The following is a 25582-nucleotide window of genomic DNA, read 5'->3' as shown; positions in this document are numbered from 1 at the left end:
GACGCCATGGAAGCCCTACGCCGACGCATCGAAACCCAGCTCATGAGCCTCACCGGGTTGGCCCTCGGCCAGCTCGACCTTGAATCCCCCAAAGGTGACCCCGGCCTGTTCGGCCCCCACAGCATCAGCTGGCGGGTGCATGGCGACTTTCCGAGCATGCTGGTTGGCGGGATCAGCGCCCTGATGCTGCAACTGTTGCACCCGCTGGCCCTGGCCGGAGTGTGGGACCATTCCAATTTTCGCGAAGACCTGCTCGGTCGCCTGCGTCGCACCAGCCAGTTCATCTCCGGCACCACGTTCGGCTCCACCCGGGATGCCGAGTGGTTGATCGACAAGGTGCGGACCATCCACGTGCAGGTGACCGGGACTGCACCGGACGGCCGTCCCTACGCTGCCAGCGACCCCGACCTGCTGACTTGGGTGCATGTGGCCGAAGTCAGCAGCTTCCTTGCTGCCCACCTGCGCTACCGTGATCCGCAACTGTCACGCGCCGATCAGGACGCTTACTACGCCGAGATCGCCCTGATTGCCGAACGCCTCGGTGCCCGTGGGGTGCCACGCTCCTGCCAACAGGTCGAGGACTATCTGCAGCAGATGCGCCCACAGCTGCAATGCAGCGCCCGTAGCCTGGAAGTGGTCGGGATCCTGCTCGAAGCCCCCGCACCCAGTCGCCTTGCCGAGCCAGTGGGCAAGTTGATGCTGCAGGCGGGTATCGACCTGCTGCCGGATTGGGCCCAGGCCCTGCTCGGCCTTCAACAGGGGCCGCTGCAACGACACATGATCCGCCTTGGCCTGCAGCGCACGGCACCGATCCTGCGCTGGGCCATGCGTGACGGTTCGGCGCACCGGGCCAGGCGGCGCATGGGTATCGAGTGAGGGGAAACTGGTCGCCTCAGCGGAACCGATTTAACGTGCCATACTCCAAGCACTCCTGCTTAGACAGACGAAGCGACACATGTACAAAGGATTGACTCGCGCCCTCGGCGCCCTGTTGGCTCTCGTGGCCCTCTACAGCCTGCTCGGCTTCCTCATCCTCCCTGGTGTCGCCCTGCGGATCGCCAACCAGCAGCTGGCGCAATACGCTACCGTGCCGGCGCATCTGCAACGCATCGAACTCAACCCCTTCAGCCTCGAGCTGACCTTGTGGGGACTGCAACTCGGCGAGCCCGGCAAGGAGCAGGTCGGCTTCGAACGGCTATACGCGAACCTGGCACTCGACAGCCTGTGGAAACGTGCACTGCACCTGCAGGCGATCGAACTCGACAAGCCCCGCAACGAGGTGCTGTTCGCCAAGGACGGCACGCTCAACCTGACCCAACTGTTCAAGTTGCCAGCCAGCGAGCCCAGACCGGACACTCCCGCCGGCGATCCCTTCCCGCTGCGTATCGACAGCATCAGGATCAGCGGCGGCTACCTGCATTTCGAGGACGTGCGCCCGAGCGAACCGATCGAGTTCCTCTACGACGACATGAACCTGGAGCTGAAGAATCTCAGTACCCTGCCCGACGACAACGCCGACATGACCTTGGTGGCGCTCGGTCCCAATGGTGGCCGCGTCGACTGGAACGGCACCCTCAGCCTGGCGCCGATCGCCTCGAAAGGCACGCTGAAAGTCACCGACGGCAAGATGAAGCTGTTCTGGCCCTATGTCCGCGATGCCCTGCCCCTTGTACTCGAAGACGGCGTGGTCAACCTCGATACCCACTACACGCTCAACCTGTCCAAGGAAACCGAGCTGTTGCTGGACAACACCTCGGTCAAAGTCGCGCCGTTCGCCATCAAGGCACCCGATGGCCGGCCATTGGTGCGCCTGGCCAACCTGGAGGTGAGTGAGACGTCCATCGACCTGGCCAGGCAGCTGGTCACCGTCGGCAAAGTCCGCAGCGAAAAACTGGAAACCTGGGCAGCCCTGGAAAAGGACGGCCAGCTCGACTGGCAGAAGCTGTTCGCCAGCCAGCCGGCCAAGCCCACCCCGAAAGAAAAAGCCGAGCCGGCGACTGCCGAGCCCAGCGCAGATGAAAAGGCCGCCAAAGCGCCGAGCAAGCCCTGGCAGGTACTGCTCAAGGACGTGCAACTGCGCAACTATCAGGCTCACCTCGCCGACCGCAGCCAGAAGGAGCCGGTGGCGCTGGACGTGGGCCCGCTGAACCTCGATATGCAAGGTTTCGACAGCCTCAACCAGTCGCCTTTCACCCTCAAGCTCGACACCGGCATTGGCAAGCAAGGGAAGCTGCAGGCGGCAGGTGAAGTGAATCTGGCGCCGGTCACGGCCAAGCTCGATGTCAGCACCCGTGACATCGACCTGCGCGTCGCCCAAGCCTACATCAGCCCGTTCATTCGCCTTGAGCTGCGCAGTGGCATGCTCGCCAGCGACCTCAAGGTCAACCTCACGAGCACCGAGCCATTGGCCTTCAGCGTTGCAGGCAAGGCTCAGGTCAACCAGCTGCACACCCTGGACACCATCAAGGGCCGTGACTTCGTCAAATGGCAGCAAGTGAACGTAGATGGCCTGTCATACGTGCACGGTGATGCCCTATCGATCGACAAGGTGACCCTGCTGCAGCCCTACGCACGCTTCATCATCAACGAAGACCGCACCACCAGCGTCGACGACCTGCTGATCCCGCAACCGGCCGGCGCGCCTGCCAGCAGCCCGGCCAAGCCGGCCAGTGCCACTGCCGGCAAGCCACTGGGCATCCGCATCGGCCAGATCGACATCAACGATGGCTCGGCCAACTTCGCCGACCTGATCCTCACCCCGAACTTTGCCACCGCCATCCAGCAGCTCAACGGCCAGATAGGCACCATCGACAACCGCAAGCCGACCCCGGCCAAGGTCGACGTCAAAGGCAAGGTCGACCGTTATGCCCCGGTCACCATCAAGGGCGCACTCAACCCGTTCAACCCGCTGGCCAGCCTGGATATCGCCACCAGCTTCAAGCGCGTCGAACTGACCACCTTGACGCCCTACTCCGGCAAGTTCGCCGGCTTCCGCATCCGCAAGGGGCGGCTGAACCTTGACCTGCATTACCTGATCACCAACGGTCAGCTCAAGGCCGAGAACAAGGTGGTGGTCGAGCAGCTGCAACTGGGTGAGAAGGTCGACAGCCCGGATGCCGTGGACCTGCCGATCCGCCTGGCGATCGCGCTGCTGAAAGACACTGAGGGGCGGATCTCCATCGAACTGCCAGTTTCCGGTGACCTGAACAACCCGCAGTTCAGCGTCATGCCGATCGTCTGGCAGACCCTGCGCAACCTGGTACTGCGTGCGGCGCAGGCGCCGTTCAAGTTCATCGGTGGGCTGATTTCCGGTGGTGGCTCGGAAGACCTCGGTACCGTGGCGTTCGCCCCAGGCTCAAGTGAACTCAGTGGCGATGCGCAGTCGACACTGGACAAGCTCGCGTCCGCCCTCAAGGAACGCCCGGAGCTGCGCCTGGAGATCGAAGGCACCAGTGCCCAGAGCAGCGACGGCCCATTGATTGCTCAGCAACGTCTGGAACGTGAATACCAGGCGAACTGGTACAAGATCCTGCAACGCCGTGGCGACAAGGTACCGGCCAATGCCTCGATGCTGCAGGTCGATGAGCGCGACAAGCCGGCGATGCTCGAAGGCATCTACCGGACCCGCCTGAAGCAACAACCTCCCGCCGAGTGGGAGCAGTTGAGCCGTGACGAGCGCACCGCCAAGCTGCGCGAGGCGGTGATCAAGTCCTGGGCTGAAAGCACTGCATTGCTGCGTACCCTTGGCCAGGAGCGGGCCAGCAGCATCAAGGACTACCTGGTCGACAAGGGCAAGCTCGAGGATGACCGGGTGTACTTCATCGATACCAACCTTGGGCAGGCCGAGAGCGATGGGCGGGTGATTACGCCGATGCACCTGGATGCCGAGTAGTCAACAAACCTGCGTGCGCCCTGTAGGAGCGGCCTTGTGTCGCGAAAGGGCCGCACAGCGGCCCCTGGTATTCAATGTTGGTGCGGAGATCGAGGGGCCGCGTTGCGGCCCTTTCGCGACACAAGGCCGCTCCTACACCAGCCGCTGCCCTGATACCGATGGGTGATACAGCGGCTGCACCTTGTTCCCGGCCGGGTCCAGGAGGTGGAAGCTGCGCGCACCATCCCCATGGTTGAACGGTTTATCGAGCAAGGTCACGCCCCGCGCCTTGAAGTACTGGTACCAGGCCTCCAGCTCCTCCACGCTATCTACGATGAACCCGTAATGGTCGAGGGTCTGCAGGCCATTGGCCGCCCCTGCCCCACGCCCCAGCGACAGGTTGTCATTACCACAGGTCAGATAAACCAGGTCCTCATTAGCCCGGTTCAGCACCTCCATGCCCATCACATCGACATAGAAACGTTCACACTCTTCGAGGTTGGGCACCAGCAAGGCGATATGGCGCAGACCATTCAGGCGGCCAGGACGGGCAGGCAATTCGGACATTGGTGTAACTCCATTTTTGTATACAATTCATAGCTGAATTTAAAACAAAAGGAACGCCCTGTGTATAGCCTGTTCATCAAGACCCGCGTCCAAGCCGGCTGCGCCGAAGCATTTCTCGCTGCCATCAAGGTCAATGCCGCTGCCTCTGTCGCTACCGAGCCCGGCTGCCTGGTGTTCGATGTATCCCAGGACCGCATGGATCCAGACGTGATCTACTTGTACGAGATCTACCGCGACGATAATGCGTACGAGGCACATACCCAGACCGCCCACTTTCGCGATAGTCGCCCGCTGGTCGAACCGCTGATCGTAGAGCAGGAGTGCTTTGAAAGTAATGTGATCGCTCGTAACCCTGTGCACTGAGGCCAACATGAAAAAGCCCCGGCAGTAGCCGGGGCTTTGATAGAGGTGGCCAAATCCGTTTGGCCGACGGGACATTCCTTATTCGGCTTTCAAGCCATCAGCCATCACGCTTTTCACGCCTTTGATATTTTTGGTGATGCGAACAGCTTCAGCCTTCTGCGATTCGGTCACCTTCACGTCAGACGACAGCGAAACAACACCGTGGCTGGTTTCCACCTTGATATCGCTACCCGGTACGCCTTTCTCGGTCATCAGGTCAGCTTTGACCTTGGTGGTGATCCAGGTGTCAGAGCCTTCCTGCTTGGCGTTGTCCACGGTATTGGCAGCCAACATGACCGGAGCCTGAGTTGGCTGGGCAGCGAAGGCACCGTTGGCCATGGTCAGGGTCAGAGCGGTAGCAGTAGCGGCAGCAATGGCGAACTTCTTCATTTGGGTCACTCCTGTTTGTCGAAAGGTCTGCGCCGTATGTCCTGGCGGCAGGTAACACTGTAGTTGCATGCGCTGTGCCAGTTTGTCCGCTTCGCTTGTTTCCTTATAAATCAACAACTTAAAGAACAAGGCAGCAACCGACATTCGTGCATTTTGCAATCAGTGCGAAAAACCTGCATGCAAGATGCAAGTCCGCAAAAGGTTCCCCAACCCATAAAAAAAAGGCCCCGGAGGGGCCCTTTTTCCTGTCGCATTTCAGTCGCTTAGACGCCCGAAGCCTTGGCAGCGGCAACGTCTTTGATCGACAGCTTGATACGGCCGCGGTTGTCCACGTCCAGTACCAGCACTTCGACTTCCTGACCTTCTTTCAGTACGTCGGTCACCTTCTCTACGCGAGCGTCGCTCAGCATCGAGATGTGAACCAGGCCGTCCTTGCCAGGCAGAATGTTGACGAAGGCGCCGAAGTCGACGATTCGCTCGACCTTGCCGACGTAGATCTTGCCGATCTCGGCTTCGGCAGTGATGCCCAGGATGCGCTGCTTGGCTGCGTCTGCCGCGTCCTTGGTTTCGCCGAAGATCTTGATCGAGCCGTCGTCTTCGATGTCGATCGAAGCCTTGGTTTCTTCGCAGATGGCGCGAATGGTAGCGCCGCCTTTGCCGATGACATCACGGATCTTGTCGGTGTCGATCTTCATCGCGATCATGGTCGGGGCGTTGGCCGACAGCTCGGTACGCGACTCGCCAATGATCTGGTTCATCTGGCCGAGGATGTTCAGGCGCGCTTCCAGGGCCTGGCCCAGGGCGATTTCCATGATCTCTTCGGTGATGCCGTTGATCTTGATGTCCATCTGCAGTGCAGTAACGCCTTTGGCGGTACCCGCAACCTTGAAGTCCATGTCGCCGAGGTGGTCTTCGTCACCGAGGATGTCGGTCAGGACTGCGAATTTCTCGCCTTCCTTGACCAGGCCCATGGCGATACCGGCAACCGGCGCCTTCATCGGTACACCGGCATCCATCAGAGCCAGGGAAGCACCGCAGACCGAAGCCATGGAGCTGGAACCGTTGGATTCGGTGATTTCCGATACCACACGGATGGTGTACGGGAACACGTCGGCAGATGGCAGCATGGCCTGAACCGAACGACGGGCCAGACGGCCGTGGCCGATTTCGCGGCGACCGGCCCCCCCCATGCGACCACACTCGCCCACCGAGAACGGCGGGAAGTTGTAGTGCAGCATGAACGGGTCTTTCTTCTCGCCTTCGAGGGTGTCCAGCAGCTGGGCATCACGCGCAGTACCGAGGGTCGCGACGACCAGGGCCTGGGTTTCGCCACGGGTGAACAGGGCCGAGCCGTGGGTCTTGGGCAGCACACCGACTTCGATGTTCAGCGGACGTACGGTCTTGGTGTCGCGACCATCGATACGTGGCTTGCCATTGACGATGTTTTCGCGAACGGTGCGGTATTCGATTTCGCCGAAGATTTCTTTGACTTCAGCAGCCGAAGGTTGGCCTTCTTCACCAGAGAACTTGGCAACGGCCTGATCGCGCAGCTCGCCCAGGCGCGCGTAGCGGTCGGCCTTGACGGTGATGGTGTAGCCCTGGGAAATGGCTTCGCCGAACTCTGCACGGATGGCGTTGAACAGTTCGGTATTGGCAACGGCAGGTTTCCAGTCCCAGGTCGGCTTGCCCGCTTCGGCGGCCAGCTCTTTGACAGCCTGGATGACAGCCTGGAACTCGTCGTGGGCGAACAGCACGGCGCCCAGCATCTGGTCTTCGGTCAGCTCTTGAGCTTCCGACTCAACCATCAGAACGGCGTCGGAGGTACCGGCAACGACCATGTCCAGGCTCGAAGCAGCCAGCTGCTCGTAGGTCGGGTTCAGCAGGTAGCCGGTGCTTTCGTGGAAGGCAACACGGGCAGCGCCAATCGGGCCTTCGAACGGAATGCCGGAGATGGCCAGGGCAGCCGAGGTACCGATCATCGCAGCGATGTCCGGATCGGTCTTCTTGCTGGTGGAAACCACGGTGCAGACAACCTGCACTTCGTTCATGAACCCTTCTGGGAACAGCGGGCGGATCGGACGGTCGATCAGGCGCGAGGTCAGCGTCTCTTTCTCGGAAGGACGGCCTTCACGCTTGAAGAAGCCACCCGGGATCTTGCCGGCGGCGTAGGTCTTTTCCTGGTAGTGGACCGACAGCGGGAAGAACCCCTTGCCTGGGTCGGCCTGCTTGGCACCGACCACGGTTACCAGCACGGTGACGTCGTTGTCGACGGTCACCAGCACGGCGCCGGTTGCCTGACGGGCGATACGGCCCGTTTCGAGAGTAACGGTCGATTGACCGAACTGGAATTTCTTGATTACCGGGTTCACGGTTTCCTACCTTTTTTCAGTGGCTCTGGGGGAACTGGTTTCTTGCGAATTCTTGGGCAGAACGGGGAATCGGCCCCGTTGACCGTCCAGATACAACACGAGGTTGGGAGCCTGGCTGCTGCGCGGTAAACCGCTCAGCAAAACCAGGCTGCCAACCTCGGAGATACGCGTGGCGTGCCCGACGACGATGCTGCAAAGCAGCATAGCCGAAGCTTGCGACACGCCATGCACACCACTGACCAGGCCGCTATTAGCGACGCAGGCCCAGGCGACCGATCAGGGCGCTGTAACGAGTGGTGTCTTTGCCCTTCAGGTAGTCCAGCAGCTTACGACGCTGGTTGACCATACGGATCAGACCACGACGGGAGTGGTGGTCTTTATCGTTGGCCTTGAAGTGGCCTTGCAGCTTGTTGATGTTGGCGGTCAGCAGAGCAACCTGCACTTCCGGGCTACCGGTATCGCCGGCGGCTTGCTGGTATTCGGCAACGATCTGAGCTTTTTCTTCAACGCTGAGGGCCATGAGGCTTCTCCAAATCAAACGGATCCCGCAAGCGGGTTCCAATAGGCCAGGGACAAAACCCTGTATTAATAAAATGAGCTGTGACCGTGCCTACTGACAGCCACCCTCGTTCCACCGGTTTCAGCCAAAGCCTCGACCTGTGGTTTCGGTCATTCCGACCGAATCAATCGACGCGGCGCAATGCGCCCGTCTTCGCTCACTTCACCGATACCGATGAAGCGGCCATTGTGATCCTGTACGCGGACCATGCCAAACTGCGGTGCATCCGGCGCACGCACTGCCTGGCCATGCAGCCAGTAAAACGCGCTGTGCTCGGACAGGCACACCAGTGGCCAGTCCTGCAGCCCGCTGTCGGACGGCATCAGGAAGCGATCGAGCGCTTCGTTGCCGCCTTCGGCATGGGCCTGCTCGAGTTCCTCGAGGGTCACCGTCTGGGCCAGGGCAAAAGGCCCGGCCTGGGTCCGGCGCAACTCGGCGACATAGGCGCCACAGCCAAGGGCCTCGCCGATATCCTCCACCAGGGTGCGGATATAGGTGCCTTTGCTGCAGCCAACCGACAACCGTGCACGGGCGCCTTCGCACTCGAGCAACTCCAAGCGGCCAATAGTAACAGAACGCGCCTCGCGCTCCACTACCTCTCCTGCACGCGCCAGTTTATACAGCGGCTGGCCGTCACGCTTGAGCGCTGAGTACATCGGCGGTACCTGAAGGATTTCACCGCGAAAACGCGGGATCACCGCTTCGATATCGGCGCGACCAACGGTCACCTCGCGGGTCTGCAGGACTTCACCTTCAGCGTCTGCGGTGCTGGTAGTCTGCCCCAGCTGCATGACCGTTTCGTAGCCCTTGTCGGAATCGAGCAGGTACTGCGAAAACTTGGTCGCCTCACCAAAGCACAGCGGCAGCACGCCGGTGGCCAGCGGGTCGAGGCTGCCGGTGTGGCCGGCCTTCTCGGCATTGAGCAACCAACGGACCTTCTGCAGCGCGGCGTTGGAGGTGAAACCAAGCGGCTTGTCGAGCAGGATGATGCCGCTGACGTTGCGGCGGATACGTTTGACCTGGGCCACCGCTTACTCCTTGGCGTCCGACTCGTCGGCATCCTTGTGCAGGCGGTCTTCGGCCACTGCACGCTCGATCAGCGCCGAGAGGTGGACACCACGGCTGACACTTTCATCGAAGTGGAAGTGCAACTGCGGCACGCTGCGCAGCTGCATCGAGCGGCCCAGGTGCAGGCGCAGGAAGCTTGCGGCGCTGTTCAGGGCCTTGAGCGACTGCTGGACGGCGTCTGGCGCTTCTTCGCCCATGACGGTGATGAAGACCTTGGCATGGCCCAGGTCGCGGCTGACATCCACAGCGGTGATGGTCACCAGACCGACGCGTGGGTCCTTGACTTCACGGCGGATCAGCTCGGCCAGCTCACGCTGCATCTGATCACCGATACGTTGGGTACGGCTGTATTCTTTGGCCATTCTTGCTACCTGTAACTTAAAGCGGCAAACGCCCGGTGAGGCTTAAGCCTGACCGGGCGCTACCTACTGAGGCGCTGCCCACCGCCCTGCGGCGGGGGCTGGCGCCCTGCTCACCCTTAAAGGGTACGAGCAACCTGGACTTTCTCGAAGACTTCGATCTTGTCGCCGACCTTGACGTCGTTGTAGCTCTTGACGCCAATACCGCACTCCATGCCCGAACGCACTTCGGAAGCGTCGTCCTTGAAGCGACGCAGCGATTCCAGTTCACCTTCGAAGATCACAACGTCTTCGCGCAGTACGCGGATCGGACGGTTGCGGTACACGGTACCTTCGATGACCATACAGCCAGCGATGGCGCCGAACTTCGGCGAACGGAACACGTCACGGACTTCAGCGACGCCCAGGATGTTCTCGCGAACATCGCTGCCGAGCATGCCGGTCAGGGCTTTCTTGACGTCTTCGATGATGTCGTAGATCACGTTGTAGTAACGCATATCCAGACCTTCCTGCTCGACGATCTTGCGCGCGCCCGCATCGGCACGCACGTTGAAGCCGAACAGTACTGCATTCGAAGCCAGCGCCAGGTTGGCGTCGCTTTCGGTGATACCACCGACGCCGCCACCAATCACGCGCACCTGAACTTCGTCGTTGCCCAGACCAGACAGCGAGCCCTGCAGTGCTTCCAGGGAGCCCCGCACGTCGGTCTTGAGGACGATGTTGAGGGTCTTCTTCTCTTCCTGACCCATGGTCTCGAAGATGTTTTCCAGCTTGCCGGCGTGAGCACGGGCGAGCTTGACCTCGCGGTATTTGCCTTGACGGAACAGGGCAACTTCACGGGCCTTCTTCTCGTCGGCAACCACGGACAGCTCGTCACCGGCTTCCGGGGTACCGTCCAGGCCGAGGATCTCGACCGGGATCGACGGGCCGGCTTCCTTCACAGGCTTGCCGTTCTCGTCGAGCATGGCACGCACGCGGCCATAGTTGGAGCCGCACAGGACCATGTCGCCCTGACGCAGGGTACCGTCCTGAACCAGGATGGTCGCCACCGGGCCACGGCCCTTGTCCAGGCGCGATTCGACCACGACGCCACGACCTGGAGCGGTCGGGGTGGCGGTCAGCTCGAGGATCTCGGCCTGCAGCAGAACGGCTTCGAGCAATTCGTCGACACCGGTACCCATCTTCGCCGAAACCTTGACGAACGGCGTGTCACCACCCCAGTCCTCGGAGGTCACGCCTTCGACGGCCAGTTCGTTGCGGATGCGATCGAGGTCGGCACCCGGCTTGTCGATCTTGTTCACTGCAACCACCAGCGGAACGCCAGCAGCCTTGGCATGCTGAACGGCTTCGCGGGTTTGCGGCATCACGCCGTCGTCCGCCGCCACCACCAGGATGACGATGTCGGTGGCCTTGGCACCACGGGCACGCATGGCGGTAAACGCAGCGTGGCCCGGGGTATCGAGGAAGGTGACCATGCCGCGATCGGTTTCCACGTGGTAGGCACCGATGTGCTGGGTAATACCACCGGCTTCGCCAGCAGCAACCTTGGCACGACGGATGTAGTCGAGCAGCGAGGTCTTACCGTGGTCGACGTGACCCATGACGGTAACTACCGGCGCACGCGACTCGGTCTGCCCTTCGAACTTCAGCGATTCGGCCAGGGAGTCTTCCAGAGCGGTATCGCTGATCAGGGTGACCTTGTGACCCAGCTCTTCTGCGACCAGCTGAGCGGTTTCCTGGTCGAGCACCTGGTTGATGGTAACCGGGGTACCCAGCTTGAACATGAACTTGACCACTTCGGCGCCCTTGACGGACATCTGGTTGGCCAGCTCGGAGACGGTGATGGTCTCGCCGATGGTCACGTCACGAATGACGGGGCCGGTCGGGTTCTGGAAGCCGTGCTGGTTACGTTTCTTCAGCTTGCTCTTGCCACCACGGCCACGACGAGCGCCATCGCTCTCTTCGTCGGTGGTGCGCGGTGCGGCACGAGGAGTCGGAGCCTTTTCCTTCTCCTTGACCTTGACCTTGATCGACACGCGCGGCGCTTCGCCACGACGCTCGCCACCACGACGGTCTTCGTCACGGGTGCGGCCTTCGTTGCGACGGGCTTCGTCCTTCTTGCGCTCGGCAGCACGGGCGGCGGCGTCTTCGGACGCTGGGGCGTCGGCGACTACCGGGGCCGGAGCAGGCGCTGGTTCGGCCTTTGCCACAGGCGCCGGAGCTGGCGCTGCAGCAGCAGCATCGGCCGCCTGACGGCGAGCCTGCTCTTCGTTGCGCTGGCGAACTTCGGCCTCGACCTTTTCGCGAGCGGCATTTTCAGCCGCGCGGCGCTCATCCAGCTCACGCTTCTGCTCGGCCTGGATTTCTTCCGGGCTGCGCTGAACGAAAACTTTCTTCTTGCGTACTTCTACGCTGATGCTCTTGCTACCGGCGACACGCAGGGTGCTGGTGGTCTTGCGCTGCAAGGTAATCTTGCGCGGCTCTTCCGCCTTGCTCTTGTGGCTGCTCTTCAAATGGGTCAGCAGAGTCTGCTTTTCATTGTCGGTCACTACCTGACCGGCGTCGGTGTGCGGCAGACCTGCCTCACGCATCTGCTGCAGCAGGCGCTCTACCGGTGCCTCGACCTCTTGGGCCAGTTCTTTCACCGTGACTTGCGTCATGCACTTCTCTCCTCAGGCCGCGCCTAATTACTCGAACCAGTGGGCTCGGGCGGCCATGATCAACTTGCCGGCACGCTCTTCGTCGATGCCGTCGATGTCGAGCAGGTCGTCAATCGACTGCTCGGCCAGGTCTTCGCGGTTAACCACGCCGCGCACCGCCAGTTCCGCTGCCAGGTCCTTGTCCATGCCCTCAAGGGAGAGCAAGTCGTCGGACGGATGGGCGTCTGCCAGTTTTTCTTCGGTAGCGATGGCCTTGGTCAACAAACGGTCCTTGGCACGAGCGCGCAGCTCATTGACGATTTCTTCGTCAAAGCCATCGATGTTGAGCATTTCTTCCAACGGTACGTAGGCAATCTCTTCGAGGCTGGTGAAGCCTTCGTCGACCAGCACTTGGGCCAGCTCCTCGTCGACTTCCAGCTCTTCGATGAAATTACGCAGGATGTCGCCGGTTTCAGCCTGTTGCTTGGCCTGGATGTCCTTTTCGGTCATCACATTCAGGGTCCAGCCAGTCAGCTGACTGGCCAGGCGAACGTTCTGACCACCACGGCCAATGGCTTGTGCCAGGTTGTCTTCGGCAACGGCGATGTCCATTGCATGGGCATCTTCATCAACGATGATCGCCGCGACTTCAGCCGGCGACATGGCGTTGATGACGAATTGCGCCGGGTTCTCGTCCCACAGGACGATATCCACGCGCTCACCACCCAGCTCGCCGGATACGGCCTGGACGCGCGAACCGCGCATGCCGATACAGGCACCTTGCGGGTCGATGCGCTTGTCCTTGGAGCGGACGGCGATCTTGGCACGCGACCCCGGATCACGGGATGCAGCCATGACTTCGATGAGTCCTTCGGCGATTTCCGGCACTTCGATGCGGAACAGCTCGATCAGCATCTCCGGCGCGGTGCGCGACAGGATCAGCTGAGGACCGCGGTTCTCGGTGCGGATTTCCTTGAGCAGCGCACGCAGGCGCACGCCAACACGGAAGGTCTCACGTGGAATGATGTCTTCGCGGGCCAGCAGGGCCTCGGCGTTGTTACCCAGATCAACGATGACGTTGTCACGGGTGACTTTCTTGACGGTGCCGGAGATGATCTCGTTGACCCGCTCGCGGTAGGCGTCAACCACCTGGGCGCGCTCGGCTTCACGAACCTTCTGCACGATGACCTGCTTGGCGGTCTGCGCGGCGATACGGCCGAATTCGATGGACTCGATCTTTTCTTCGATCACGTCACCGACTTTCGCTTCAGGGTGAGTGTCCTTGATCTTGTCGAGCCAGGTTTCGATCGCCGGATCGTCCAGGTCGTTCTCGTCGACCACGGTCCAGCGACGGAACGTCTCATAGCTACCGGTGTGGCGGTTGATTTCCACACGCAGATCGACTTCGTCCTCAAAACGTTTTTTGGTTGCAGTAGCCAGGGCCACTTCCAGCGCTTCGAAAATGACGCCGGGCGGTACACCTTTTTCGTTGGATACCGATTCAACAACCAGCAGTACTTCTTTGCTCATCGTACGCCTCGCCTTGCGCAAGCCATTAGGCCCGGATAGTCCGCCGGGCCCGGCACGTCTCAGTCAAAACTGGGAATAATATTGGCCTTGTCGATCGAGTCGATCGGCAGCAGGAACTCCTGGTTGTCCACCTGGACCACCACGTCCTGATCCTCCACACCGCGGAGAAGGCCCTGGAAGTTACGACGCCCCTCGAAGGGTGAACGCAGCTTGATCTTCACTTGTTCGCCGGCATGCGAGGCAAACTGTTCCAGAGTGAACAGTGGGCGATCCATGCCTGGAGAGGAGACCTCAAGGGTATATTCGCTGCTGATCGGATCTTCCACATCGAGGATCGCGCTGGCCTGACGGCTGACCGCTTCGCAGTCGTCCACCAGGATGCCGTCTTCCTTGTCGATATAGATGCGCAGTACCGAATGCTTACCCTGGGATACGAATTCGATCCCCCAGCACTGATAGCCCAGACCCTCGACCACCGGGGCCAACAAGGCCTGCAACTGTTCTAGCTTGCTCGACACCTGAACCCCCTCGTGCATGCTGTGCAAATAAAAAATGGGCGAAGCGCCCATCCCTGAAAGCGCCGTAGGACAACGACGCCGTAAATTTCGTTCAGCTAGCAAAAAGCCCCTGAAAAGGGGCTCCGCTGAAGCTGGTTGCGGGGGCTGGATTTGAACCAACGACCTTCGGGTTATGAGCCCGACGAGCTACCAAGCTGCTCCACCCCGCGACAAAGCTGGGGCGAAAGTATAAGTCTTAACCTGCTTATGGGTCAAACCCAAACCTTCACCTGCAAGAAAGCCCGCTAAAGCGGGCTCTCAAGCTTTAATTGGTACCGAGAAGGGGACTCGAACCCCTACACCCTATGGGCACAACCACCTCAAGGTTGCGTGTCTACCAATTCCACCACCTCGGCAATACTACAACTTGAAACCCGTTACTTCTGCTCTTCGGCCGGAGGAGGTACATCACCTTTAGTGGTGGTGTCACTCTTCTGTTCCTGGAGCACCGGTACATCATCATTAACTGCCGGTTTCTGCGGCTCTTTCACTTCTAGCACCGCTGGATCTGGAAGACCTGCTTGGCTAAGCTGGTGAGCTTGTTGCTTCGCGAAGTATCCTAACCCAAGTGCTGTCAAAAAGAAAGTGGCAGCGAGTATAGCAGTCAATTTACTCAGGAAGGTAGCAGAACCTTGGCTTCCGAACACAGTGTTTGAGGCACCTGCGCCGAAAGATGCACCTGCTTCCGCACCCTTACCCTGTTGCAGCAAAACCAGCACTACAAGCGACAGCGCTGCCAACAGATGAAAAACAACGATAACTGTTTCCAGCATTTGTTCAGTTTCCTGCGGCGCGACAAATTGCACCGAATTCGTCTGCGTTCAGGGACGCTCCACCAATGAGCCCCCCATCGATATCCGGCATGCCGAACAGTTCGGCCGCATTGGCCGCCTTCACGCTGCCGCCGTAGAGAAGCTGCACGCTTGCGGCAACTTCGGCGTCTTCGGCCGCCAACTGGGCACGGATGGCTGCATGCACATCCTGAGCCTGTTGAGGCGAAGCCGTCAAACCTGTGCCAATAGCCCAAACCGGCTCGTAGGCAATTACAGCCTTGGCAAAAGCCTTAACACCGAACGCGTCGATGATACTGCTTAGTTGACGCCCGACAACTTCGAGTGTCTTGCCTGCCTCGCGCTCTTCAAGAGTTTCCCCTACGCAGAGCACCGGCATTAAACCACTAAGTTGAGCGGCTGCAAACTTCTCTTTCAGTACTTCTTCACTTTCGCCAATGATCTGACGACGCTCCGAGTGACCAATCAAGACCAACTTGCAACCTGCTTCAACCAACTGACTCGGTGCAACTTCACCGGTCAGCGCGCCCTGCTCGGGCTTTATCGCAGAATTCTGTGCTCCGACAGCGATCCCGCTACCCTGCAGACCATCAACCACTTGATTGATGAACAGCGTCGGCGGAAACACCGCGACTTCAACACCGCTTGGCACGGACATATTGCCCAGGCCCAGGATCAGCTCAGCGACGCTGGCGCGGGTACCGTGCATCTTCCAGTTACCAGCTACCATGGGGCGACGCATGCTTTACCTCGTCGGTCAAAGTGGGCGCAGATCTTACCCAACCCGATCTGCGCTGGCAAGCCTCTTTCAGGCACAAACTTCTGCGACCAGCTTGGCCAAGGCTTCGGCATGCCCACGCACCTGATTTTCGTCGTCGCCTTCGACCATTACCCGCACCAAGGGCTCGGTACCGGATTTGCGCAGCAGCACACGCCCACGCCCCGCCATGGCTTCGGTGACCTTGGCGCTGGCTTCCTTGACCGCCGGATGCTCCAGCGGGTCGACCTTGCTCGCCCCGAAACGCACATTGATCAGGACCTGCGGGCATTTGCGCAGGGCTTGACGCGCCTGCGCCAGGGTTTCGCCGCGGCGCTTGAGCGCCATCAGCACCTGCAGGGCAGCAATGATCGCGTCACCGGTGGTGGTGTGGTTGCAGCACACCACGTGCCCGGAGTTTTCGCCCCCGAGCAGCCAATCGCGCTCGAGCAGTTCTGCCATTACGTAGCGATCGCCGACCTTGGCCCGCACGAAAGGAATATCCAGATCCTTGAGGGCAAGCTCAAGGCCCAGGTTGCTCATCAGTGTGCCGACCACGCCGCCTTGCAGCTTGCCACGCTCCTGCAAGTCACGAGCGATGATGAACAGCAACTCGTCGCCGTCGACGATGGCGCCGGTGTGGTCGACCATCAGTACCCGGTCGCCATCGCCGTCGAAGGCAATGCCCAGGTCGGCATGCCCTACCAGTACGGCAGCCTGCAGCGACTCGATGTGGGTCGAGCCGCAGCCCTCGTTGATGTTCAGGCCGTCCGGCTGCGCATGCAGCACGGTCACGTCGGCACCCAATTCACGGAACACGCTCGGGGCAACCTTGTAGGTGGCACCGTGAGCGCAGTCGACCACCAGCTTGAGGCCTTCGAAGCTGGTGCTGCTCGGCACGCTGCTCTTGCAGAATTCGATATAGCGGCCGGCCGCATCGTTGATACGGGAAACCTTGCCCAGCTTGCTCGATTCGACCACGGTCATTGGCTGATCGAGCAACTCTTCGATCATCAGTTCGACTTCGTCGGGCAGCTTGGTGCCCTGCCCGGAGAAGAACTTGATGCCGTTGTCGTCATGCGGGTTGTGCGAGGCACTGATGACAATGCCCGCTTCAGCATGGAAAGTGCGGGTCAGGTAAGCGATGGCCGGCGTCGGCATAGGCCCGAGCAGCATGACGTCAGCACCGGCTGCAGACAAGCCGGCCTCGAGCGCGGATTCAAACATATAACCGGAAATACGCGTGTCCTTGCCCACCAGTACTCGGCAATTGCCTTGCTTGCGGAAGGCCATGCCAGCCGCCCAGCCCAGCTTCAGCATGAAATCCGGCGTGATCGGATACTCGCCGACGCGGCCACGAATCCCGTCGGTACCAAAATATTTTCTGCTCATAGGGACTCCAATGTTCTTATTCGGCGTTCTGTACTGCGGCAATCATGCGCACCACGTCGACGGTCTCGGCCACGTCATGGACGCGCAGGATGCTGGCCCCCTTGGTCATGGCCAGAGCCGCCAGCGCGAGGCTGCCATACAGTCGCTCACCGACCGGACGATTCAGCGTCAGGCCGATCATGCTCTTGCGCGAAACGCCCACCAGCAGCGGGCGCCCCAGGCGATAGAGCGCTTCCATGTGTTTGAACAAGCTGAGGTTGTGCGCGAGTGTCTTGGCGAAACCGAAGCCTGGGTCAAGAATGATGCGTTCGGCAGGGATACCCACCGCCGCGCAAGCGGCCATCCGCTGTTCAAGATAGCGCGTTACATCGGCAGTCACATCGTCGTAATGCGGATCGTCCTGCATGTTCCCGGGCTCGCCGCGCATGTGCATCAGGCAAACCGGCAAGCCGGTGTCCGCCGCCGCATCCAGAGCGCCATCGCGCTCCAGCGCACGCACGTCGTTGATCAGGCCGGCACCCAACCGCGCCGACTCGCGAATGACCGCAGGCGTTGAAGTATCGACCGAAATGACCACGTCGAAGCGACTGTTGATGGCCTCGACCATCGGCGCCACGCGCTCGATCTCTTCGGTGACCGAAACCGCACGCGCACCGGGGCGGGTCGATTCTCCACCAATGTCGATCAGCGTGGCCCCTGCCGCGATCATCGCCTCGGCATGGCGCAACGCTTCGTCGCGCTGACTGAAGCGCCCGCCATCGGAGAAGGAGTCGGGAGTGACATTGAGGATACCCATGACATGGGTACGGGAAAGATCAAGAACCCGGTTGCCACAAGGCAACCGGGTCGGGTACTGCACTGAGCTCATAGATGCCCTTAGTGTTGAGCTGCGGGGCCGCCGATCGGCGATTCCGGGCGATCATTCTGGGCAGTCGGCGCGCCCGAATCCTTGTCATCATCCCAGTCACGGGGCTCACGCGGCGTACGACCTGCCATGATGTCATCGATCTGATCGGCATCAATGGTCTCGTACTTCATCAAGGCTTCGGTCATCGCCTCCAGCTTGTCGCGGTTGTCGATCAGCAACTGCTTGGCCGTGGCATAGCACTGGTCGATGATGCTACGCACTTCAGAGTCGATCAGCTTGGCCGTCTCGCCAGAAACGCTGGCGTGCTGGCTGGCGGCACTGCGACCGAGGAATACCTCGCCCTCCTCTTCGGCGTACATCAGCGGACCGAGTTTTTCCGACAGGCCCCACTTGGTGACCATGTTGCGAGCGATCTGGCTGGCTCGCATGATGTCGTTGGACGCACCCGTGGTAACGCCATCGAAGCCCAAGGTCATCTCCTCGGCGATCCGACCGCCGTACAGCGAGCAGATCTGGCTGATCAGCGCACGCTTGGACAGGCTGTAGCGGTCTTCTTCCGGCAGGAACATGGTGACACCCAAGGCACGACCACGGGGGATGATCGAAACCTTGTAGACCGGATCGTGCTCAGGCACCAGGCGACCGACAATGGCGTGACCGGCCTCGTGATAGGCGGTGTTCTTCTTCTCCTTCTCGGACATGACCATGGTCTTGCGCTCGGCACCCATCATGATCTTGTCCTTGGCCAGTTCGAACTCTTTCATTTCGACAAGGCGCTTGTTGGCGCGAGCGGCAAACAGCGAAGCCTCGTTGACCAGGTTGGCCAGGTCGGCACCGGAGAAGCCTGGGGTACCACGGGCAATGACGGCCGGATTGACGTTTTCGCCGATCGGCACCTTGCGCATGTGCACCTTGAGAATTTGCTCACGGCCACGAATATCCGGCAGACCGACGACGACCTGACGGTCGAAGCGACCAGGGCGCAGCAGCGCAGGGTCGAGCACGTCCGGGCGGTTGGTGGCAGCAATGACGATGATCCCATCGTTCATTTCGAAGCCGTCCATTTCAACCAGCAACTGGTTGAGGGTCTGCTCGCGCTCGTCGTGACCACCGCCCATGCCGGCGCCACGGTGGCGACCAACAGCGTCGATCTCATCAATGAAGATGATGCACGGAGCATGCTTCTTGGCCTGCTCGAACATGTCACGCACCCGGCTTGCACCTACACCGACGAACATCTCGACGAAGTCGGAACCGGAGATGGTGAAGAATGGGACCTTGGCTTCACCGGCAATGGCTTTGGCCAGCAGGGTCTTACCGGTACCAGGCGGGCCGACCATCAGCACGCCGCGCGGGATACGACCACCCAGGCGCTGGAACTTGCCCGGGTCGCGCAGGAATTCGACCAGTTCGCCGACCTCTTCCTTGGCCTCGTCGCAACCGGCGACGTCAGCCAGGGTGGTCTTGACCTGGTCTTCGGAAAGCAGGCGCGCCTTGCTCTTGCCGAAGCTCATCGGCCCGCCCTTGCCCCCCGCACCACCTTGCATCTGGCGCATGAAGAACATGAACACGGCGATGATCACGAGGATCGGGAAGCTTGCCACCAACAGCTGAGTCCAGATGCTCTGCTGTTCCGGCTGCTTGCCTTCGATGACTACATGGTTGTCGACCAAGTCGCCGATCAGGCCATTGTCGGTAATGGCCGGGCGCACGGTCTTGAAGTTGTCACCGTCGGCGCGCTTGCCGGTAATGATGTAGCCATCGACGGTCACACGCTCGACCTTGCCATCCTTGACCTGCTGGATGAAGTCGGAATAGTTGAGGGTCTGCGGCTCGTTAGGGCTGGAGAAGTTGTTCATCACCGTCACCAGGACAGCTGCGATGATCAACCACAGGATCAGATTCTTTGCCATGTCGTTCAATTCGCTACCCTCTGAGGCCGGCGCACGACGCAGCCGTGCCTCGCATGATATTCATCGCCCTAACTTACTACATTACCTACGCATCCGCAGGCACCGTCTGTAACCCTTTGTGAAACCTAGACTACACGAAGTTCGGACAATCCAGACGGGGCAGCCGATTGGAATTAACTATCAGCCACCCCGCAATACGCCTCATGCTCCCTTGAAACCCCTGCCCAGCAGGTACTGTTCGCGGGAGCGGTCCCGCGAAGACGACGGCTTGCGCATCTGCACCTTGTCGAATTTGCTGCGCACGTCCTTGAGGTACATGTCGAAACCTTCACCCTGGAAGATCTTGATCAGGAAGTCCCCGCCCGGCTTGAGCACGCGGGTCGCCAGGTCCAGGGCCAGCTCGCAGAGAAACATGGCTCGCGGCATATCCACCGCAGGCGTACCACTCATATTGGGGGCCATGTCGGAAATCACAAGGTCTACGTGCGAATCACCGACCGCCTGCAGGATCTGCTGCAGCACTTCATCCTGCGTGAAGTCGCCCTGAATGAAGGTCACGTCGGGGATCGAGTCCATCTCCAGGATGTCGGAGGCGATCAAGCGACCCTGACCACCAATCAGACGACTGGTCACCTGCGACCAGCCTCCGGGGGCCGCGCCGAGGTCGATCACACTCATGCCAGGCCGGATCAGGCGGTCTTTCTCCTGAATCTCCAGCAGTTTGTAGCTCGCACGCGAACGGTAGCCATCCTTCTGCGCTTGCTTCACAAAAGGATCGTTGAAATGCTCTCGCAGCCAGTTTGCGCTGCTTTTGGAACGTTGTACCACGGGGCACCTCGATGATATGCGTCGTGATTGACTGGGCGGAGCCGGTGGCCCTCGGGTAAAATGCCGGTCAATTTTACAGAATCAGACGGAAAGGGTCAGATTATGCCGCTCAATAACGAGCAGAAGAAGCAATACAAGTCCATTGGTCATGACCTGAAGCCGGTCCTGATCGTCGCTGGCAACGGCTTGAACGAAGGCGTTATCGCCGAACTGGAGCGCGCGCTGGTCGATCACGAACTGATCAAGGTCGAAATCCGCTCGGAAGATCGCGAAGAGCGCGCCGTCGTCATTGCCGAACTGTGCAAGGCCGGCCGCGCCGAACTGGTACAGACCATCGGCAAGAAGGCACTGATCTATCGCAAGAATCCGCAGCCGAACAAGCAGCTGTCCAACATCCACCGTTACAAGTGACGGGTGTGGGAGCGGCCTTGCGTCGCGAAAGGGCTGCAAAGCAGCCCCAGCGGTATTTGCGATAAAGCTGACATCCTGGGGTCGCTTTGCGACCCTTTCGCGACACAAGGCCGCTCCCACAAGGCTCCGTACTGGCTAGCGGCGCGCCCTGACCGGGACCGGTTGGGCCACCAGCACGATGCCGGAGAAGCCCAACACGAGAAAACAGAACATCTGCCAGCGCTCGCCGACCGAGATGCCGTAGCGCAAGGTGTAATACCCTACACAGGCTGCGAAGCCCAACAACAGCATCTGACCGCGAAACTGCCGCCACCAGGCCACCAGGCCGTCCACCCTCGCCAGCACCGCCAGCTGGGTCAACAAGCCAAGCAACGCCACACCGATCAACCAGCGGTCGATCTGCCCGGCGACGTCCTGCACCAGCAAAGGTGCCAGGCCACTGACTTTCAGCGCCGGCACCAGCCCTACATGGAACACCCATAAGCCACCGACCCAGAAAACCTGGGCCAGTTGCCAGAGAATCCCCTCGAGGGATGGCGCCCGCAGGCGCCGGTCAGATGTGTTTGACTTCGACAATCTCGTACTCGACCGTACCGCTTGGCGTCTTCACCACCACGGTGTCACCTTCTTCCTTGCCAATGATGGCACGGGCAATCGGTGCACTGCTCGAAAGCTTGCCTATTTTCACGTCAGCTTCATCTTCGCCAACGATCTGGTAGGTCACTTCGTCATCGGTCTCGGTGTTGGCCAGCACCACGGTGGTGCCGAAAATCACTTTGCCGGTGTGGGCGATGGTGGTGACATCGATCACCACCGAGTTCTGCAGACGGCCTTCGATATCGCGGATACGCGCTTCGACCATGCCCTGCTCTTCACGGGCAGCATGGTATTCAGCGTTTTCCTTGAGGTCGCCCAGCTCACGCGCTTCGCCAATGGCCTGGCTCAGGCGTGGGCGCTCGGTCTTGCTCAGGAAGGCCAGCTCCTCTTCCAGGGCGCGGGCGCCCTGGACGGTCATCGGGTACTTGGTAATGCTCATGCTTTGAGTCCTGCATGCAGATCCTGCAGGCGACGAACAGTCTTCTCGGGACCGAATTTCAGCGCCTCGCAGATGGCTTCACCAGCCGCAATGGTAGTGGTGCAGTAGATCTTGTGCTGCAGCGCATTGCGACGAATCGAGTAGGAATCGGCGATCGACTGGCGACCTTCGGTGGTGTTGATGATCAACGACACTTCGTCGTTCTTGATCATGTCGACCACGTGCGGACGACCTTCGGTCACCTTGTTCACACGGCGCACTTTCAGGCCTGCCGCTTCGATGACCTTGGCGGTGCCTGCAGTTGCAACCACTTCGAAGCCCAGGGCGATCAGATCGCGGGCAACGCCAGCCACTTGCGGCTTGTCGTCGTCACGCACGCTGATGAACGCGGTACCGCCGGTCGGCAGCACTTCACTGGCACCCATCTGGGCCTTGGCGAACGCTTCACCGAAGCTGTCGCCGACGCCCATGACTTCACCGGTCGATTTCATCTCAGGGCCGAGGATCGGGTCAACCCCTGGGAACTTGGCGAACGGGAAGACGGCTTCCTTGACGCTGTAGAAGTTCGGGATGATTTCCTGGGTGAAGCCCAGCTCTTTCAGGGTTTTGCCAGCCATCACGCGGGCAGCGATCATGGCCAGGGAGGTGCCGATGCACTTGGACACGAACGGTACGGTACGCGACGCACGCGGGTTGACTTCGATCACGTAGATCTTGTCGCCCTGCAGGGCCAGCTGCACGTTCATCAGGCCGACAACACCCAGTTCCAGGGCCATTTTCTTGACCTGTACGCGGACTTCGTCCTGCACTTCCTTGCTCAGCGAGTAAGGTGGCAGCGAGCACGCCGAGTCACCGGAGTGAACGCCGGCCTGTTCGATGTGCTGCATGATCGCGCCGATCACCACGTCGGTGCCGTCGCAAACCGCATCCACGTCCATCTCGATGGCGCAGTTGAGGAAGTGGTCGAGCAGCACTGGACTGTCGTTGGAAACCTGTACGGCTTCACGCAGGTAGCGCTTGAGCTCGTCCAGCTCGTAGACGATTTCCATGGCGCGGCCACCCAGTACGTAGGATGGGCGCACGACCAGCGGGTAACCGATGCCGCCAGCAGCGCTGATGGCTTCTTCTTCGCTGCGCACGGTGGCGTTTGGCGGCTGCAGCAGGCTCAGGCGCTGAACCATCTGCTGGAAGCGCTCACGGTCTTCGGCACGGTCAATGGCGTCAGGGCTGGTACCGATGATCGGTACGCCGGCTTCTTCCAGGGCGCGAGCCAGTTTCAGCGGGGTCTGGCCGCCGTAGTGAACGATGACACCCTTCGGCTTCTCGACGCGGCAGACTTCCAGCACGTCTTCCAGGGTCAGCGGCTCGAAGTACAGGCGGTCGGAGGTGTCGTAGTCGGTGGAGACGGTTTCCGGGTTGCAGTTGACCATGATGGTCTCGTAACCGTCTTCACGCAGCGCCAGTGCAGCGTGTACGCAGCAGTAGTCGAACTCGATACCTTGGCCGATACGGTTCGGGCCGCCACCCAGGATCATGATCTTGTCGCGGGTCGACGGGTTGGCCTCGCACTCTTCCTCGTAGGTCGAGTACAGGTAGGCGGTGTCGGTGGCAAATTCGGCGGCGCAGGTGTCGACGCGCTTGTACACCGGGAACACTTCCAGCTTGTGGCGGTGACGACGCAGGTTCTTGTCGGTGATGCCGAGCAGCTTGGCCAGGCGCTGGTCCGAGAAGCCCTTGCGCTTGAGGCGCAGCATGTAGTCTTTGTCGATCGACGACAGCGCCAGGGTCTTGACCTTCTCTTCTTCCTTGATCAGGTCTTCCATCTGCACCAGGAACCACATGTCGATGCCGGTCAGTGCGAAGATCTCTTCACAGGTCATCCCCGAACGCATGGCGTCAGCCACGTACCAGATGCGCTCGGCACCCGGCACGGTCAGTTCGCGCTTGAGGATGCCGGCGGCTTCCGGGCTGGCCAGGTCGACTTTAGGGTCGAGGCCGCAGGCGCCGACTTCCAGACCGCGCAGGGCTTTCTGCAGGGACTCCTGGAAGGTGCGGCCGATGGCCATGACTTCACCCACCGATTTCATCTGGGTGGTCAGGCGGGCGTCGGCTTTCGGGAATTTCTCGAAGGCGAAGCGTGGCAGCTTGGTCACGACGTAGTCGATCGACGGCTCGAAGGACGCCGGGGTGCGGCCGCCGGTGATGTCGTTCTGCAGCTCGTCGAGGGTGTAACCAATGGCCAGCTTGGCGGCAATCTTGGCGATCGGGAAGCCGGTGGCCTTGGAAGCCAGGGCGGACGAACGCGAAACACGCGGGTTCATCTCGATCACGACCATGCGGCCAGTGTTCGGGCAGATACCGAACTGCACGTTGGAGCCGCCGGTTTCCACACCAATTTCACGCAGCACCGCCAGCGAGGCGTTGCGCATGATCTGGTATTCCTTGTCGGTCAGGGTCTGCGCCGGCGCCACGGTGATCGAGTCACCGGTGTGCACGCCCATCGGGTCGAAGTTCTCGATGGAGCAAACGATGATGCAGTTGTCCTTCTTGTCGCGGACCACCTCCATCTCGTATTCCTTCCAGCCGATCAGCGATTCGTCGATCAGCAGCTCTTTGGTCGGCGACAGGTCCAGGCCACGGGTGCAGATTTCTTCGAATTCTTCGCGGTTGTAGGCGATACCGCCGCCAGTGCCGCCCATGGTGAACGATGGGCGGATGATGCACGGGAAGCCGAGCTTCTCGAGCACTGCATTGGCCTCTTCCATGCTGTGGGCGATACCGGAGCGCGGGCACTCCAGGCCGATGTCCTTCATGGCCTTGTCGAAGCGCGAACGGTCTTCGGCCTTGTCGATGGTGTCGGCGTTGGCGCCGATCATCTCTACGCCGAACTTTTCCAGCACGCCGTGGCGCTCCAGGTCCAGGGCGCAGTTCAATGCAGTCTGACCACCCATGGTCGGCAGTACCGCGTCCGGGCGCTCTTTTTCGATGATCTTGGCCACCGATTGCCACTTGATCGGCTCGATGTAGGTGGCGTCGGCCATGGCCGGGTCGGTCATGATGGTGGCCGGGTTGGAGTTCACCAGGATGACGCGGAAACCTTCCTCGCGCAGGGCTTTACAGGCCTGGGCGCCGGAATAGTCGAATTCGCAGGCCTGGCCGATCACGATCGGGCCAGCGCCGAGAATCAGGATGCTTTTGATGTCTGTACGTTTTGGCATGGTTGTCACTCAAATCCGCGGGTCAGTCGGCAAGCCGTCTTGAACAATCTGGGTCAG

22 protein-coding genes and 2 tRNA genes are annotated in these 25582 nt (G+C 60.6%); 4 read left to right on the top strand and 20 right to left on the bottom strand.

Annotated elements, in window-relative coordinates; genetic code table 11:
- The first annotated feature begins 6 nt into the window (after nucleotides 1-6).
- Both CQW31_RS18690 and CQW31_RS18685 read left to right on the top strand, forming a co-directional pair.
- Nucleotides 7-876: an oxygenase MpaB family protein gene (locus CQW31_RS18690; RefSeq protein WP_099815143.1), complete on the top strand. Its 870-nt coding sequence runs from the start codon at nucleotides 7-9 to the stop codon at nucleotides 874-876.
- Nucleotides 877-955: 79 nt separating this feature from the next.
- Nucleotides 956-3892, top strand: coding sequence for a DUF748 domain-containing protein (locus tag CQW31_RS18685; RefSeq protein ID WP_099815142.1), 2937 nt, complete (start codon nucleotides 956-958; stop codon nucleotides 3890-3892).
- Nucleotides 3893-4024: 132 nt separating this feature from the next.
- Here the strand turns inward: CQW31_RS18685 and CQW31_RS18680 are convergent, their stop codons facing one another.
- Complete coding sequence (locus CQW31_RS18680) at nucleotides 4025-4438, bottom strand: VOC family protein (protein ID WP_054885629.1); 414 nt, start codon at nucleotides 4436-4438, stop codon at nucleotides 4025-4027.
- A 60-nt stretch (nucleotides 4439-4498) separates the two neighbouring features.
- On the opposite strand from CQW31_RS18680, the gene CQW31_RS18675 reads away from it, so the two are divergent.
- Nucleotides 4499-4801 carry a putative quinol monooxygenase gene (locus CQW31_RS18675; protein WP_099815141.1) on the top strand — a complete coding sequence of 101 codons (303 nt, stop codon included), beginning with the start codon at nucleotides 4499-4501 and terminating at the stop codon, nucleotides 4799-4801.
- Between the two features lie 78 nt (nucleotides 4802-4879).
- On the opposite strand, the gene CQW31_RS18670 is transcribed toward CQW31_RS18675, so the two are convergent.
- From CQW31_RS18670 to rlmE, 16 genes are all read right to left on the bottom strand, one after another.
- Nucleotides 4880-5230 (bottom strand): BON domain-containing protein, encoded by a 351-nt coding sequence (locus CQW31_RS18670; protein WP_054885631.1) that lies wholly within the window; start codon nucleotides 5228-5230, stop codon nucleotides 4880-4882.
- 263 nt (nucleotides 5231-5493) lie between these two features.
- Entirely contained in the window at nucleotides 5494-7599 is a 2106-nt protein-coding gene (gene pnp / locus CQW31_RS18665; RefSeq protein WP_099815140.1) for a polyribonucleotide nucleotidyltransferase, read from the bottom strand.
- A 250-nt stretch (nucleotides 7600-7849) separates the two neighbouring features.
- Nucleotides 7850-8119 (bottom strand): 30S ribosomal protein S15, encoded by a 270-nt coding sequence (gene rpsO, locus CQW31_RS18655; RefSeq protein WP_003249971.1) that lies wholly within the window; start codon nucleotides 8117-8119, stop codon nucleotides 7850-7852.
- Nucleotides 8120-8268: 149 nt separating this feature from the next.
- Nucleotides 8269-9186: a tRNA pseudouridine(55) synthase TruB gene (truB, locus tag CQW31_RS18650; protein WP_054885633.1), complete on the bottom strand. Its 918-nt coding sequence runs from the start codon at nucleotides 9184-9186 to the stop codon at nucleotides 8269-8271.
- A gap of 3 nt (nucleotides 9187-9189) precedes the next feature.
- Nucleotides 9190-9588, bottom strand: coding sequence for a 30S ribosome-binding factor RbfA (rbfA, locus tag CQW31_RS18645; RefSeq protein ID WP_054885634.1), 399 nt, complete (start codon nucleotides 9586-9588; stop codon nucleotides 9190-9192).
- 116 nt (nucleotides 9589-9704) lie between these two features.
- The gene (infB, locus tag CQW31_RS18640; protein WP_054885635.1) at nucleotides 9705-12245 is read right to left on the bottom strand and encodes a translation initiation factor IF-2; all 2541 of its coding nucleotides are present in this window, start codon (nucleotides 12243-12245) and stop codon (nucleotides 9705-9707) included.
- Between the two features lie 27 nt (nucleotides 12246-12272).
- On the bottom strand, nucleotides 12273-13754 hold the full coding sequence (gene nusA, locus CQW31_RS18635) for a transcription termination factor NusA (RefSeq protein ID WP_099815139.1): 1482 nt from the start codon (nucleotides 13752-13754) through the stop codon (nucleotides 12273-12275).
- Between the two features lie 59 nt (nucleotides 13755-13813).
- Complete coding sequence (rimP, locus tag CQW31_RS18630; protein ID WP_054885662.1) at nucleotides 13814-14272, bottom strand: ribosome maturation factor RimP; 459 nt, start codon at nucleotides 14270-14272, stop codon at nucleotides 13814-13816.
- A 132-nt stretch (nucleotides 14273-14404) separates the two neighbouring features.
- Nucleotides 14405-14481: transfer RNA gene (locus CQW31_RS18625), tRNA-Met, on the bottom strand.
- Nucleotides 14482-14581: 100 nt separating this feature from the next.
- Nucleotides 14582-14667, bottom strand: a tRNA-Leu gene (locus tag CQW31_RS18620).
- 21 nt (nucleotides 14668-14688) lie between these two features.
- Complete coding sequence (gene secG, locus CQW31_RS18615; protein ID WP_054885637.1) at nucleotides 14689-15084, bottom strand: preprotein translocase subunit SecG; 396 nt, start codon at nucleotides 15082-15084, stop codon at nucleotides 14689-14691.
- A gap of 4 nt (nucleotides 15085-15088) precedes the next feature.
- Complete coding sequence (gene tpiA / locus CQW31_RS18610) at nucleotides 15089-15844, bottom strand: triose-phosphate isomerase (protein WP_099815138.1); 756 nt, start codon at nucleotides 15842-15844, stop codon at nucleotides 15089-15091.
- A 66-nt stretch (nucleotides 15845-15910) separates the two neighbouring features.
- Nucleotides 15911-17251: a phosphoglucosamine mutase gene (gene glmM / locus CQW31_RS18605; RefSeq protein WP_054885639.1), complete on the bottom strand. Its 1341-nt coding sequence runs from the start codon at nucleotides 17249-17251 to the stop codon at nucleotides 15911-15913.
- Between the two features lie 16 nt (nucleotides 17252-17267).
- Nucleotides 17268-18119, bottom strand: coding sequence for a dihydropteroate synthase (gene folP / locus CQW31_RS18600; protein ID WP_054885640.1), 852 nt, complete (start codon nucleotides 18117-18119; stop codon nucleotides 17268-17270).
- An 8-nt stretch (nucleotides 18120-18127) separates the two neighbouring features.
- On the bottom strand, nucleotides 18128-20032 hold the full coding sequence (ftsH, locus tag CQW31_RS18595) for an ATP-dependent zinc metalloprotease FtsH (protein WP_099815137.1): 1905 nt from the start codon (nucleotides 20030-20032) through the stop codon (nucleotides 18128-18130).
- A 201-nt stretch (nucleotides 20033-20233) separates the two neighbouring features.
- Nucleotides 20234-20860: a 23S rRNA (uridine(2552)-2'-O)-methyltransferase RlmE gene (gene rlmE / locus CQW31_RS18590; protein ID WP_054885642.1), complete on the bottom strand. Its 627-nt coding sequence runs from the start codon at nucleotides 20858-20860 to the stop codon at nucleotides 20234-20236.
- A gap of 102 nt (nucleotides 20861-20962) precedes the next feature.
- Here rlmE and yhbY point away from each other — a divergent pair, with 102 nt between their 5' ends.
- On the top strand, nucleotides 20963-21271 hold the full coding sequence (gene yhbY, locus CQW31_RS18585) for a ribosome assembly RNA-binding protein YhbY (RefSeq protein WP_054885643.1): 309 nt from the start codon (nucleotides 20963-20965) through the stop codon (nucleotides 21269-21271).
- Nucleotides 21272-21406: 135 nt separating this feature from the next.
- Here yhbY and CQW31_RS18580 read toward each other — a convergent pair whose 3' ends face one another.
- From CQW31_RS18580 to carB, 3 genes are read right to left on the bottom strand one after another with little or no spacing between them, the layout of a single operon-like run.
- A complete protein-coding gene (locus CQW31_RS18580) occupies nucleotides 21407-21847 on the bottom strand; it encodes a hypothetical protein (protein ID WP_054885644.1) in 441 nt (146 codons plus the stop codon).
- Nucleotides 21825-22307: a transcription elongation factor GreA gene (gene greA / locus CQW31_RS18575; protein WP_082433603.1), complete on the bottom strand. Its 483-nt coding sequence runs from the start codon at nucleotides 22305-22307 to the stop codon at nucleotides 21825-21827. Before greA ends, CQW31_RS18580 begins: the two co-directional genes overlap by 23 nt.
- The gene (gene carB, locus CQW31_RS18570; protein ID WP_054885645.1) at nucleotides 22304-25525 is read right to left on the bottom strand and encodes a carbamoyl-phosphate synthase large subunit; all 3222 of its coding nucleotides are present in this window, start codon (nucleotides 25523-25525) and stop codon (nucleotides 22304-22306) included. Before carB ends, greA begins: the two co-directional genes overlap by 4 nt.
- Nucleotides 25526-25582 lie beyond the last annotated feature (57 nt).

This window comes from Pseudomonas sp. 382 (genome assembly GCF_002759075.1).
GTDB lineage: Bacteria > Pseudomonadota > Gammaproteobacteria > Pseudomonadales > Pseudomonadaceae > Aquipseudomonas > Aquipseudomonas vlassakiae.
Note: the sequence above shows the minus strand (reverse complement) of the source record. Positions and strands in the feature narration are given on the sequence as shown.